Below are 13,126 nucleotides of genomic sequence, written 5' to 3'. Positions count from 1 at the left end.
AAAAACAAATGATAAAAGATATGCAACCATTTTTACAAGAAGCTTGGGAGAAGGCTGGTTTTAAAGAATTAACTGAAATTCAAAAACAAGCGATTCCAACTATTTTAGAAGGACAAGACGTTATAGCTGAATCTCCAACTGGAACAGGAAAAACATTAGCGTACTTATTACCCCTTTTACATAAAATTAATCCTGAAGTAAAACAGCCACAAGTTGTTATTTTAGCTCCAACGCGTGAACTTGTAATGCAAATTCATGAAGAGGTTCAAAAATTTACAGCAGGAACTGAAATTTCAGGTGCATCTTTAATTGGTGGTGCAGATATTAAGCGCCAAGTTGAAAAATTAAAGAAACATCCGAGAGTAATTGTCGGTTCACCAGGACGTATTTTAGAATTAATTCGTATGAAAAAGCTAAAAATGCATGAAGTGAAAACAATTGTATTTGATGAGTTTGATCAAATTGTAAAACAAAAGATGATGGGCGCAGTACAAGATGTAATTAAATCAACGATGCGCGACCGTCAATTAGTATTCTTCTCAGCGACAATTACCAAAGCGGCAGAAGACGCGGCACGTGATTTGGCAGTTGAACCACAAGTGGTACGTGTAACACGTGCAGAGTCAAAAAGCTTAGTTGAGCATACGTACATCATTTGTGAGCGACGCGAAAAAAATGATTATGTAAGAAGAATTATGCATATGGGCGATGTAAAAGCAGTTGCTTTCTTAAACGACCCATTCCGTTTAGATGAAATTACTCAGAAATTGCAGTTCCGTAAAATGAAAGCAGCAGCTCTTCATGCAGAAGCAGGTAAGCAAGAGCGTGAAGCAACGATGCGTGCATTCCGCGGCGGAAAATTAGAAATTCTACTTGCTACTGATATTGCAGCACGCGGTATTGATATTGATGATTTAACACATGTAATTCACTTAGAATTACCGGACACAGTAGATCAATATATTCACCGCTCAGGACGTACAGGACGTATGGGTAAAGAAGGAACTGTCGTATCTCTTGTAACTCCACAAGAAGAGCGCAAATTACTACAATTTGCGAAAAAACTAGGCATCGTATTTACGAAGCAAGAAATGTTCAAAGGAACATTTGTAGAATCGAAGCCACCAGCACCTAAGAAAAAGAAACCAGCATTTACTGGGAAGAAAAAGCCTAGATAAATAATGGGGAAGGCGTAACTATTTGTAGTTACGTCTTTTTTATTTGCAATTGAATAATACAAGGAGTTTTATTAATGATTATTGAAATGTATCTATTATCACTTTTTTAATCAACATATGTACAAGGAAGTAATATAAAAAAAGTCGAATATTAAACTGATGCGAAATGATAAAAAGAAGGTTCATATATGGATAGGAAATTAGGAATGTTTTTGAATACGAAACATATTGAAGTAAACGAAGGAATACAAAAAGCAAGGGAATGGGATTTAGAATATATTCAATTATATGCTATGAATAAAAACTTCAACTTAGCTAATATTCCAGTGGTAGAATGGACTGCTTTAAAGAAAAGCTTATCTTTTAATGGAATAAAGATTCCATCATTAGCAATTAGTTTTGGAGAAAATGGAATTACAGGAACAGAAGTTGACAGTACAATAAATCAGATTAAATATATTACTGACAGAGGTTTGGAGCTGGGAGCAAAGATCATAACAGCTCATATTGGGAAAGTTCCAGATGATGAAAAAAGTGAGTGCTATGATAAAATGATACGGGTTTGTTATGAGATAGGAGAATTAGCATTCAAATTTGGGGGAGTCTTTGCTATTGAGACAGGATCTGAAAAAGCAATAGTATTAAAACGATTTTTAGAAAATGCAAACTCGAAAGGAATAGCTGTTAACTTTGACCCAGCAAATTTAATAAGTGATGTAAATGAAAATCCGTTAGAAGGTTTATTACTATTAAAAGATTATATAGTACAAACTCATATTAAAGATTGTAAAGAAGTGAAAAGTAATAGTTCAAGTAAGTATATAGAAGTAGCAGTAGGAAATGGTGAAGTGGATTTCGATATATTCTTCAAAGTATTAGATGAAATTGGATTCGACGGATATAACATGATTGAAAGAAACAATTATTTTGACGAACTGGATGGGATGAGTCAGTCGATAAATTTTGCAAAGAAGTACATACCAACTCAAAAGGAATAACGATACCAGGTGGAGAAAGCTACATAGAATGTAAAAAAACAATAGGAGGAATAGAAATGATTCATAAAGTAGGACAAATTATGTTATATGTAAATAATCAAGATGAGGCAGTAAATTTTTGGACGGAAAAGGTAGGGTTTCATGTAGTTGCGGAGGAAGATAACAAGCAAGGAATGAGATGGATTGAAATTGCTCCAACTAACGGTGCTGAAACGAGCATTATATTACATAATAAAGAAGTTATTTCGAAAATGAGCCCAGAATTAAATCTTGGTACACCGTCCTTAATGTTCTTCTCAGAAAATCTGGATCAATTATATGCAGGTTTAAAAAATAAAAATGTTACTGTTGGAGAAATGGTAACTATGCCTTCTGGTAAAGTGTTTAACTTTGCTGATAGTGAAGGGAATTATTTTGCGGTTATGGAGAAGAATCAATAATAATATTGCTATGTGAAAATCCCCCTCAAATATATTGAGGGGGATTAAATCTTTGAAGTGGATTTTTCATGAGAGAGTTGTGTAATAGAAAATACACCTTTTTCAATAGCGGTTTCAATGTAACCGACAATTTGATTAAACGTAAACACCTGTAAGTCTTCATGCAAATGTTGCTCAGGATACAACATATCTTCAAAAAGATACTTTCGAAAAGCTAAAACGTTTTCTTTAGAAACCTCTTCAATATCCACAATGTGAGCCTCTTGATTGAGAAGAGAGAAGAGCTGTTGTTCTTGATCGTAATGATGAAGCAACTTTGCATTTAACAGTTTAAAATCGTTATAGTACAGGGGTGCGATGGTTTCGTCATTCTCTATTCTATTTTTTAGCCATGGTAGAAAAAAGCCACTTAGCCAATTATCATCGGCAATGAGGTGGGTATAATAGCCTAAAATAAAGGGGGAATCTATATGTGCTTCGTATTTATGAAAGAATGAATCATAATCTATTCTTCTCGTATAGTTCTTCGTTGTACCAGCGTAAAAGTGTGAAGTTCCTTTTTCTTCTGCTGAATGAACCGCATCAGGGGCTACCCCTCCAAGTAAGAAAGAAGTTTTATCTTGAATACATAGTTTCTCAGCAATACCGTTAGCGATAATAACATGCATAATTCGTGATCCCATGAATGCCACCTCTGTTTCAAGTATTCATTTCAGGAAGAAGACTGAACAGTTAGTATTACTTTCCCTGTACTTTTTCTACTTTCGACCCATTCATGTGCTTTCCCTGCATCTTGAAGGGGAAAAGATTTTGTAGCTTTCATTTGCAAACTTCCGTCACGCAAATAACGGAAAACTTCATTTGCCGTTTCTTGGAGTAGTTCAGGACGTTTTTTCCGTGTAGTGCCAAAGCTAAAGCCTAGTATAGAGCGGCAACTTGCGTGTAAATCTTTCGTTTTGAAATTGCCAATTTTACCGCTTGCATTACCGAAATGAACGAGGCGACCGTAATAAGCTAGGCAGTTTAAACTTCTTTCAGAGACAGTTCCAGAAATAGAGTCCAAAATTATATTCACTCCTTCTCCGTTTGTCAGCTCATTGACTTTCTCTACAAAATCTTCATCTTGATGACAAATAACATAATCAGCTCCAGCATCTAAAGCGATTTCTTTTTTCGTTTCACTTCCGACAGTACCGATAACTGTTCCAGCCCCTAATCGTTTTGCAAGTTGAATCGCGGTAGTACCAATTCCGCCAGCAGCTGCATGAATCAGCACGGATTCATTTTGTTGAAGCCTTGCAACATTCACGAGTAAATTATAGCTTGTGAAAGATACGATCGGACAAGCAGCTGCGGTTTGAAAGTCGACTTCATGGGGTAAAACGAAAGTGAGATTTTCATTTGAAACAACGTACTCTGCGTAAGATCCATTTTGAGGAAAAGCAATGACACGCTGTCCAGGTTGAATATTTTTCACATGAGAACCGACGCGTTCTACAATACCAGTGGCATCTATACCTGGAATAAAAGGTAGTGCTTTATTTCCTTTTTTGCCATAACGTGATTTAATATCAGCGAAATTTACACTAGTAGCAACAACGCGAATTAAAACTTGATCTTCTGAAATAGCCGGTATATCCAAATCTGTATATTTCATCACTTCAGGACCACCGAACGACGTTACAACGATAGCTTGCATCATATATCCTCCTAAATTTGACTATATAAATCATTTTAAATCTTTATCAGAAATTGGAAAATTATATAATAGTTATGTGTGGTTATAAGTGAAGCTTATGAACTCATTGGATCATAATATTAATTTATATAAAAAATTTTTTCGGAAAAATCGAACGAAATATGAATTACTTGCCAATATATAGTGTAAGACAAAGGAGGGCTGGAATATGAAGGCTGAAATAGATTACGCACATTTAATTCGATTAACTTTATCAGGAAATAAAGAAGCGTATAGCGAATTGTATGATGTAACGATTCAAGAAGTATATAAAACAGCACATTTTTTAATTGAAGATAAAACGGATGTAGATGATGTCGTTCAAGAAGTATACATACAGCTATATGAATCGCTTCGTAAATATGATAGCGAGAAGCCATTTCGCCCTTGGCTAATTGGGCTTGCGATTAAACAAATTCATTCTTATAGAAGAAAGAGGTGGATGCGACTACGAATTATGAAAAAAGCAGAAGAGCAAAGAAAGCCAGTGCAAATTGATTTTTCTAACGATGTTGTAAGTAAAATATCAAACCAAAAACTAATCGAACTCATTCATAAATTACCGTATAAATTGAAACAAGTTATTATCTTAAGATACTTATACGAATATTCACAAGAAGAAGTAGCACAAATATTACATATTCCAATTGGTACAGTGAAGTCTAGAATTCATGCGGCATTAAAGAAACTACGTCAAAAAGAGCAAGTAGAAGAAATCTTTTTAGGAGAGGTAGGGAATGTGAAATGAGTTTAGATTGTAGAGTTAGAGAATCTATACGAGAAGAAGCGAAGGGGATTGTTGCCCCGCCGGAGTTAAAAGAAAAAGTAATTGTTCAAATCAAAATGAATCGCGGGGGAAATAAGGTGAAGAAACGTCTTATCGCCGGAGTGCTTGCAGCAGCATTTTTAATCCCTACGACCGGTTTTACATATCAATCTATTATGGCGGATGGTATATACGGATCTTTTGAGAATTTAAAAAAACACGCCGGAGCGATGACGTTAGAAGCGTATATGCGTTTTAATGCAAAGTTATCAGAAGCGAAAGATGAAATGGGCACGAAGGAATATGAGGAGTTTACAAAAGAACTAAAAAAATTAACAAATGCAAAGCTTGCGTACGGAGATTCGAATGGTAATATAGATTATGATGGATTATCACCAGCAAAAAGAGAAGAAATGAAAAAGGTAAGTATGGGCCTTCAACCATACTTTGATAAATTAAATGGTCATAAATCTAGTAAAGAAGTATTAACGCAAGAAGAGTTTGATCGCTATGTGGAAGCTTTAATGACACATGAAATAGTACGAGTGAAGACAAAATCAACTGGTGCAATAAAAATAGAAGAAGTACCTGAGGCGTACAAAGAAAGATTTATTAAAGCGGAGCAGTTTATGGAGTATGTAGATGAAAAGGTGAGATAAGTAAAAAAGCTCAAAGCTTTAGTTTTGAGCTTTCTTTATTAAAAGAAAATAGAGCATTCAATTATATTTTTTCATCGTTGCATTGTCCTTTTGTATAAAACAATCTAAAAGGGAATAACCAGCTATTAAACTAATAATCGTAACAAAAGTTGTATTTATTAGAATAATATTAACTAAATAAGGTAGGTATTCGGCAAGTGGTGAAAAGAGTAGTGCTGGGGAAAAGGAAATGAATAGTGTAGGCACTGTAATAGCAATAAATTTATCCGGTTGAAAGCTCCAGTTTTGTTTACTCGTTTCGCGATTAATAGATTGAAGGAATCGTAATAAAATGCCAACTATAAGAGGGAAGAGTGTAAAGTAGAATAATCTTGGATAAACGTTAAAGTTCACTTGTGCATCTGTATCTAAATAAAATTGAATTTTTACTCCTACAAATAATAATAAGACGATAAATAATGTGAAGCAGAGGTATAGCATCACTTTTTGCATTATATTCCACCATCCTTTACTCAAAATATATTCAAAAAAAGAAGAGATATACAATAACTACTGTTGTATATCTCTTCTTTTACTGTTAGTTAATAGTGGAGTTTGCTTTATCTTGCTTCGTGAAATAATCAATAATGCCCATTGCGCTAATTTCTATATCTAAATGTAAAATATTATAAACGGAATGATCTGATGGAACGTTTAACTTTGTAAGATGAGAAGAGATTTTATCCATTAACAAAGTTTGTAAAGCTTTAGTTGCTTCATCGAAATCATTATACTTTTCAAAGACTTCCTTACCAGTATGAACGAAAATAGGTAGCCAATATTCCAGTTGATTATATACTTCTGTAACATGAGAGGATGCGCCGTAATGACCGAAATAAATAGTATCTACATTCATACTTTGAATGTGATTTTTAGAAGTAATCATCGCATCTGGTTGGAATTGTGAAGGGGACGTTGATGGTAGATATAACTCTACATCAACGTCTGCGAGTTCTCTATAATAAATTCCAATTGTATCGCCAGTAAAAATCCCGTTTGTTAATGAATCGTGAATGCTAATATGGTGCTTCGCATGTCCTGGTGTATCATAAAATGTAAAGGTGCGATCTTTTGCAATTTTTAACGTATCACCATGTTGTACAATATGAACACGTTCTTCTTCAATTGGAAGAATTGGATTAAAGAGTTTATCGAAATCTTCTTTGTAGACAGCTTTTGCACCTAAAATAAGTTTTGTTGGATCAATCATATGACGAGCACCACGAGAATGCACATATAACGTAGCATTTGGGCACTTTTCCATCATTAAACCAGCTGCGCCAGCGTGATCTAAATGCACATGTGTAACGATAATGTTTTTAACATCGTTTAAATCAATATGTAATTGTTGTAAGCCGTCTAAAATATACGGAAGAGAAGGGGCTGCACAAGTTTCAATTAAAGTAATATCGTCACCTAATAAAACGTACGTACCTGTTCGTTCATTATGCTGTAAATCGAAATCATCAATAAGATATAGGTGAGAAGATAATTGCTCTACTTTTTTCATAGTTACCACTCCTTATATACTGCATGTTTTTATTATACGCTAAAATAGAAAAAAGGCAGAAAACGAAGCTCGTCTTCTGCCTTTTTGTAATATTATTATTTCGTTTGTTGTTTATTAATAGACATAATGAACAGTCCAACAATCCCGCCTACTAATGGAAGCATAATCTCTCCTGCTAAATTAAAGTAGGAGCTTAAGAATAAACCATTTACATCGATTACCCAGCCAGTAACAAACAATAACATCATATATAGTACGAAATAAAACTCGCGATTTGAAATCGTTTCATGTTGTGCAGTTTTCATAATGAACACCATCCTTTTCTTTTATAATGGAATATAAACTGTCACATTTTGTTCACATTTCAATTGTAAAACTTTCCATCATAAAAGTCTAGTAGTTTGTGTCGAATTTTCGAACAGAAATAAAGCGCTATCATTACAACTTATAAGTACGTAATAAGAGCTGTATATTCACGAATGTAGTATAGTATAAACATAGAATGATAGTGAAGAGAGGGGCAAAGACAATGACAGTTTATGATTTTTCAGCTAAAACAATTACAGGTGAAGAAAAATCGTTAAAAGATTACGAAGGAAAAGCACTTCTTATTGTCAATGTAGCTAGCAAATGTGGTTTCACACCACAATATAAAGGATTACAAGAGGTATATGATAAATATAAAGACCAAGGACTCGAAATACTCGGATTTCCTTGTAACCAATTCGGGGGACAAGAACCAGGTACAGAAGCGGACATTACTAGTTTTTGTGAATTAAACTACGGTGTAAACTTCCCGATGTTTGCAAAGGTTGATGTGAAAGGTGATAAGGCTCACCCTCTATATACATACATGACAGAACAAGCACCAGGTTTACTTGGTATGAAAGCAGTGAAATGGAATTTTACGAAGTTTTTAATCGGAAAAGACGGGAAAGTAGTAGGGCGTTTTGCTCCGCAGACGAAGCCGGTAGATTTAGAGGTTGAGATTGAGAAGGTGCTTGGGGAATAAGTAGGAGTTTCACTTTATTAAAAAACGTCTCAAAGAACAATGTAGTTCTTTGAGACGTTTTCTTTAAACTCAAATTTTCAAGATTAAATAACTGTATCAAAGCCATCTGATTTAGGTGGAGAAGCTGCTTTTTTCATAAGTACTTCCCATAAGTGTACGGATTTCTTCCATTCTACCGTAGCCTGCCCCTGTTGATACATAGCGTTCTCATAACTGGCAGTAAGTTGTTGCATATCGGTCGAGTTGTAAAGTGTATCGATATGGAGAGCGTATTCTCGGAATGTTTGACTTTCACCCCGTGGTATGCCAATTCTCGCAAATTGTTTTAAAAGTGCACCGTAAGCTTTTTGATAAACAGCATCATCTTTTCGGTATTTATAGAAATGAATAATAAGAAATGTCATCCATTTCATTCTAGTGGTGAAGAGAATGTATCCTATAATACTAATTAGTATCGTAGAGAGGAATACGTACCACCAAGAAAAACTAGTTTTAGAATTTGTGACCTTTTTAGTAGAAGCTTCTTCTGTATTTTCAATTAAACTTTTAAGTTTTGCTTCATTATTTCGTTGTTGTATTTGCTCGTTATTAGAATTATTTGCTTCGCTATTTTGTGAAATAGGAGCAGGCGTATTATTTATAAAATTATAGGGATTAGTAAATCCTTTTGTCGGTTCGAATGGAATCCATCCGTATTCTGGGAAATATACTTCGACCCAAGAGTGTGCGTTATCGTTCGTGATTGTATAAACATCCTCACCTTCTGCAGAGGCAAGTGTATTGTCAAGAGTTCCTTCTGTATAGCCTTTCACCCAGCGAGCTGGAATCCCGGCAGAACGAAGTAGTACAATCATAGACGTCGAAAAATTATTACAGTAGCCGCTTTTTGTATCGAAAAGGAATTGATCTACATAATCTTGGCTTTTGGCAGGGAATGAGACATTCGTTGATTCGTATGTAAAAGAGTTGTCTGTGAAGTAATTTTCAATGGCTAATACTTTATCATATCGGTTGTCTTTATCATTTGTAAGATTGATAGCCAAGTCTTTTACGCGCTGTGGTAATGACTCGGGAAGTTGTGTGTACTTTGTCATAAAATAAGGATTTGTTTCTTGACCTTCATTTGTTTTTACAGCTTTCAAGTTTTTTATGGAAAACTCAGGGATCTCATATGTTAATTTATACGAATGTAAAGTAGTAGAAGAGTCTCCATTCATTGTATAAATTTTTTCTGAAAACGGGTCAACACTGTATGATACATCAGAAGAAGCTTCAACTGTTACTAATCCTGCTGGATAGGTAAGGTGAGGGTAACTTTTTTGCATGGTAATTGTTGCCTCAGTAGTTTCTGTTTTTGTATTTTGTTCGTACCAGCTTACGACGTCGTTTTTATTTTTAAAAGAAACCTTTTTCGGATTTTCAGAAACCTCCCAGCCTTTTCCGGTATAAAAATCTTTCGTTTCGACTCTCCAATATTGTTTGTTTTGCGTTCGTGCTGTGAAAACAATTGTAGGATCCGCCTTAAAAGGACCACCTAATCGTGAGTCATCTAAACCATACCCAATTGTAGAAACTTTTTTTTCTTTACTTGCTTCAGATGTGTTGAATTTTAAAAAATCCATTGGGTTTGGCCATTGAGGGCCAAATTTTGGAGCAAAGTATGCGATGGTTGCTAATAATACAATAAATATTGTAAGTGGTCTAAGTAATTTTGAGATTTCCCTAGCATAATTTTGTAAGTGTTCACGTTCTTTTATTCGTTCTACTTGAAGAAGACTAAGCGTAAAAAAGCCGATGACAACAGTACGAATAATAGCGTAGTTTGCATTGTATAAATGTAAGTTATGAAAAGTTGCGATATAAATAATAGTCAATACAAGAAATAGAAACCCACGTTTTTTATGAATAATCCAAAATGAAGTAAAAGAACTCAAAAACCAAAATGAGAGAAAAAATAAAACCGTCGGAAAAACTGGAGAAATATCTAGTAAATTCCCTTGGAAAAATAGGGAGGAATTTCGAAACATATCAGAAAAGAATGCTGTTAGCCAAGATGGATTTATAAAAGCATTTTTATAATATAGGGAATGAATGATAAATAGGACTGTGACAATTTTTATTGGAATCTGCCACCTCGTTTGAAAAAAAGAGAGAGCGAAGCAAATTCCTATAAATGTTACGAAAATATCTAATCTACCTACATTTGTAATACCTATAAGAGGTCTTAGCCATTCTAGTAAAAGAAGAAATACACATGCATGCATAAAGAATCTGTTCGTATCCCACTTGTATTTTGTTTGTAATGTTATCATTTGCTCACCTCAAAAAACACGTTTGTATACCGGTTTTCATAAACCATGTTTACAAATATTTGTCGTTTTTTTAGAGTTTCTATTATACTGATTTCTCGGTGTGAAAGTTGATTCGCTTTTTCTTTCACGACAAAAACCATACATTTTCTATTTCTTATAGCAGCACAATCAGCCGCCTTTTGAATATCGGGAGAAAGATTACTGGTCACGAGTATAACCGTGACGGGCTCATAAATTTTTCTTAGTTCCATGTCTACACTCTGGGAGAGCGGGAATACACTGTCTGCTTGCACTTTTGCTAAATGACAAAGGATTTGTTGTAACTGCGTATCTCCATTGTCTAAAGGGAAAATAGTTTGTTCTTTTCCGATAGACACGAATGATGCTGGTAAATTTTGTTTCAAGACAGTCCTTACGATAGAGGCAGTAAATGTGACGACTGATTCGAATAGAGGAGACTCGGTTCTGTCTATGAATATCATGACATTATGGCTGCGCTGTTGTTCAAACTCTTTTGTCATAATAGTGTTTGTTCGTGCAGTTGCTTTCCAATCAATCCATGAAAAGCGATCACCAGGTTTATAGTCTCTGACACCGACAGAGATTGTAGAGTCTTTTGCTGAATTTATATTTGCTGAAAGCGCTCCTTGTTCGAAATGATTTTCCAATTGTCGATATGCTATATCTACATACTGGGGATAGACTAAAAATGTATCTGGAACTGAAAAAGTTACTTCTTTCTCTATCATGCCGAATAAATCGCCAGTTTTTACACGAACGCTTGAAAAAGTGTGCTCGCCTCTAGAGATTGTGTCAATAACATATTGAAACGAAATATTTCGTTTCAATCCTGGGAAGAGTACTACCTTATTCATCTTTGTTTGTTTACAACTTATAAATTGTGGTGGCAGTTCATCTTCTATAACTAAATAAAGTAAGGGAAAAGGAAATTTTCTTTTTATTGTAATCGTGCTTATAAATTGTTCTCCTACTACATATCCATTTTGGTTTGTTATTCGTCTTACTTCAGCGTCCCGTAAAGCGTAAAAGGGGAGTAGTAGTGAATAAAGAGCAATGGGAATTGTGCTGTAAAACAAAAACCAACTTACAAACCCTCCTTGAAACATAGCGTACACAAATGTTAAGACTAGACATAAAGGGAGTAGCAATAACTTCGTAACGTGATATAGCGCTCGCAGTATTCGTTTCATCAAGGGTTCATCGTCCTTTGAGTCGGCACAGTAGTTCGTGCAACGATTTTTGCGATAACTTGTTCTCCAGTTATTCCTTCAAATTTTGCTTCCATTTTTAAAATGAGTCTATGTGCTAAAACGTAAGGAGCTAAAAATTTAACATCGTCTGGAATAACATAATTTCTGCCATGGATAAATGCATAAGCTTGTGAAGCTTTCATTAAAGCAATTGAGCCACGTGGACTTGCACCTAGCTGTATAGAACTGTACGTACGAGTCTGATTAACAAGTTTTACAATGTAATGCTTAATTGCTTTGTCCATACTTACTACCCGTACGCTTTGTTGTAAATAAATTAATTCTTCTATTGTAGTAATGGTCTGTAATTGAGAGAGTGGATTTGTTTTTTCCATCCGGTTTAAAATTTCAAATTCTTCTTCTGGTGTAGGATATCCCATTTTTAGTTTCAATAAGAAACGATCGAGCTGAGCTTCTGGTAGAGAATATGTTCCTTCATATTCGACCGGATTTTGTGTAGCCATGACAAAGAACGGCTTTGGTAAAGGCCTTGTAATGCCATCGATTGTAATATTGCCTTCTTCCATACATTCAAGTAAAGCAGATTGTGTCTTTGGAGATGTACGATTAATTTCATCAGCAAGTACAAAATTCCCCATAATTGGTCCAGGCTTGAATTCAAATTGGAGCTCTTTCGGATTATAAATAGAAACTCCTGTTACATCTGACGGCAATAAATCAGGTGTAAATTGAATTCGCTTATAATCAGCATCAATGGATTTAGAAAGAGCACGTACTAGCATTGTTTTCCCGACACCAGGAACATCTTCTAATAGCACATGACCGTCAGCTAAGAGAGCTGTCAAAGCTAAGATCGTTTCTTTTCGTTTTCCGACCATTATTTTTTCAATATTATTGATTATTTTTTCTACAGTGGGATGTAATGAATCAAGCTGGGGCATCGTAATCCTCCTAATGTTATTATCGTTTTCTAATCTATTTAGTGGACATATTTCTAATTCTATTTGTAGATAGTAAAACTTTTACCTTAAATTCTGAGAATATTCAGATTATTTATTTCAATTACATCTAGTATAATTGTTTCCGTAACTAAGGGCAATACAGTAAATAATGATTTGTAGTTTTATGTAAAATCAGACTCGATATAAAATAATAACATTGGGAAAAATTTTTTTACATACAATTTATACTCTTTTCCTTATGGCAGTTTTGAAATAATATCAAAACTCTTTTTCTTTTGCA

Annotated in this window: 14 protein-coding genes; 6 read left to right on the top strand and 8 right to left on the bottom strand. The window is 34.6% G+C overall.

What is annotated here, in order from left to right:
* The first annotated feature begins 8 nt into the window (after positions 1-8).
* The 3 genes from IBT51_RS00235 (at position 9) to IBT51_RS00225 (ending at position 2,616) form a co-directional block, all read left to right on the top strand.
* Positions 9-1,178 carry a DEAD/DEAH box helicase gene (locus IBT51_RS00235; protein ID WP_098236475.1) on the top strand — a complete coding sequence of 390 codons (1,170 nt, stop codon included), beginning with the start codon at positions 9-11 and terminating at the stop codon, positions 1,176-1,178.
* A gap of 188 nt (positions 1,179-1,366) precedes the next feature.
* Positions 1,367-2,176 (top strand): sugar phosphate isomerase/epimerase family protein, encoded by an 810-nt coding sequence (locus tag IBT51_RS00230; protein ID WP_142947096.1) that lies wholly within the window; start codon positions 1,367-1,369, stop codon positions 2,174-2,176.
* 56 nt (positions 2,177-2,232) lie between these two features.
* The gene (locus IBT51_RS00225) at positions 2,233-2,616 is read left to right on the top strand and encodes a VOC family protein (protein ID WP_000581475.1); all 384 of its coding nucleotides are present in this window, start codon (positions 2,233-2,235) and stop codon (positions 2,614-2,616) included.
* 44 nt (positions 2,617-2,660) lie between these two features.
* On the opposite strand, the gene IBT51_RS00220 is transcribed toward IBT51_RS00225, so the two are convergent.
* Positions 2,661-3,299 (bottom strand): hydrolase, encoded by a 639-nt coding sequence (locus tag IBT51_RS00220; RefSeq protein WP_200457901.1) that lies wholly within the window; start codon positions 3,297-3,299, stop codon positions 2,661-2,663.
* A 29-nt stretch (positions 3,300-3,328) separates the two neighbouring features.
* Entirely contained in the window at positions 3,329-4,315 is a 987-nt protein-coding gene (locus IBT51_RS00215; protein WP_200457900.1) for a quinone oxidoreductase family protein, read from the bottom strand.
* A gap of 208 nt (positions 4,316-4,523) precedes the next feature.
* On the opposite strand from IBT51_RS00215, the gene IBT51_RS00210 reads away from it, so the two are divergent.
* Both IBT51_RS00210 and IBT51_RS00205 read left to right on the top strand, forming a co-directional pair.
* On the top strand, positions 4,524-5,102 hold the full coding sequence (locus IBT51_RS00210) for a sigma-70 family RNA polymerase sigma factor (RefSeq protein WP_000642664.1): 579 nt from the start codon (positions 4,524-4,526) through the stop codon (positions 5,100-5,102).
* Positions 5,099-5,779, top strand: coding sequence for a DUF3600 domain-containing protein (locus IBT51_RS00205; RefSeq protein ID WP_200457899.1), 681 nt, complete (start codon positions 5,099-5,101; stop codon positions 5,777-5,779). Before IBT51_RS00210 ends, IBT51_RS00205 begins: the two co-directional genes overlap by 4 nt.
* Before the next feature lie 57 nt (positions 5,780-5,836).
* Here IBT51_RS00205 and IBT51_RS00200 read toward each other — a convergent pair whose 3' ends face one another.
* The 3 genes from IBT51_RS00200 to IBT51_RS00190 all read right to left on the bottom strand — a co-directional run bounded on the left by IBT51_RS00200 (position 5,837) and on the right by IBT51_RS00190 (position 7,633).
* Positions 5,837-6,271 (bottom strand): hypothetical protein, encoded by a 435-nt coding sequence (locus tag IBT51_RS00200; protein ID WP_001174535.1) that lies wholly within the window; start codon positions 6,269-6,271, stop codon positions 5,837-5,839.
* 85 nt (positions 6,272-6,356) lie between these two features.
* Positions 6,357-7,328, bottom strand: a complete 972-nt coding sequence (locus IBT51_RS00195) for an MBL fold metallo-hydrolase (RefSeq protein WP_200457898.1) — start codon at positions 7,326-7,328, stop codon at positions 6,357-6,359.
* Between the two features lie 95 nt (positions 7,329-7,423).
* On the bottom strand, positions 7,424-7,633 hold the full coding sequence (locus IBT51_RS00190; RefSeq protein WP_043938462.1) for a DUF3925 domain-containing protein: 210 nt from the start codon (positions 7,631-7,633) through the stop codon (positions 7,424-7,426).
* A 224-nt stretch (positions 7,634-7,857) separates the two neighbouring features.
* On the opposite strand from IBT51_RS00190, the gene bsaA reads away from it, so the two are divergent.
* Positions 7,858-8,340, top strand: a complete 483-nt coding sequence (bsaA, locus tag IBT51_RS00185; RefSeq protein WP_000219434.1) for a glutathione peroxidase — start codon at positions 7,858-7,860, stop codon at positions 8,338-8,340.
* Between the two features lie 83 nt (positions 8,341-8,423).
* Here bsaA and IBT51_RS00180 read toward each other — a convergent pair whose 3' ends face one another.
* The 3 genes from IBT51_RS00180 to IBT51_RS00170 are packed head-to-tail and all read right to left on the bottom strand — an operon-like array spanning position 8,424 to position 12,825.
* Entirely contained in the window at positions 8,424-10,652 is a 2,229-nt protein-coding gene (locus IBT51_RS00180) for a transglutaminase TgpA family protein (protein ID WP_200457897.1), read from the bottom strand.
* The gene (locus IBT51_RS00175; protein ID WP_200457896.1) at positions 10,649-11,863 is read right to left on the bottom strand and encodes a DUF58 domain-containing protein; all 1,215 of its coding nucleotides are present in this window, start codon (positions 11,861-11,863) and stop codon (positions 10,649-10,651) included. The genes IBT51_RS00180 and IBT51_RS00175 overlap by 4 nt, the downstream gene beginning before the upstream one ends.
* Positions 11,863-12,825 (bottom strand): AAA family ATPase, encoded by a 963-nt coding sequence (locus tag IBT51_RS00170; RefSeq protein WP_001135799.1) that lies wholly within the window; start codon positions 12,823-12,825, stop codon positions 11,863-11,865. The genes IBT51_RS00175 and IBT51_RS00170 overlap by 1 nt, the downstream gene beginning before the upstream one ends.
* Positions 12,826-13,126: the final 301 nt, after the last annotated feature.

The organism is Bacillus sp. S71 (assembly GCF_016625265.1).
GTDB classification, from domain to species: Bacteria; Bacillota; Bacilli; order Bacillales; family Bacillaceae_G; genus Bacillus_A; species Bacillus_A cereus.
Note: the sequence above shows the minus strand (reverse complement) of the source record. Positions and strands in the feature narration are given on the sequence as shown.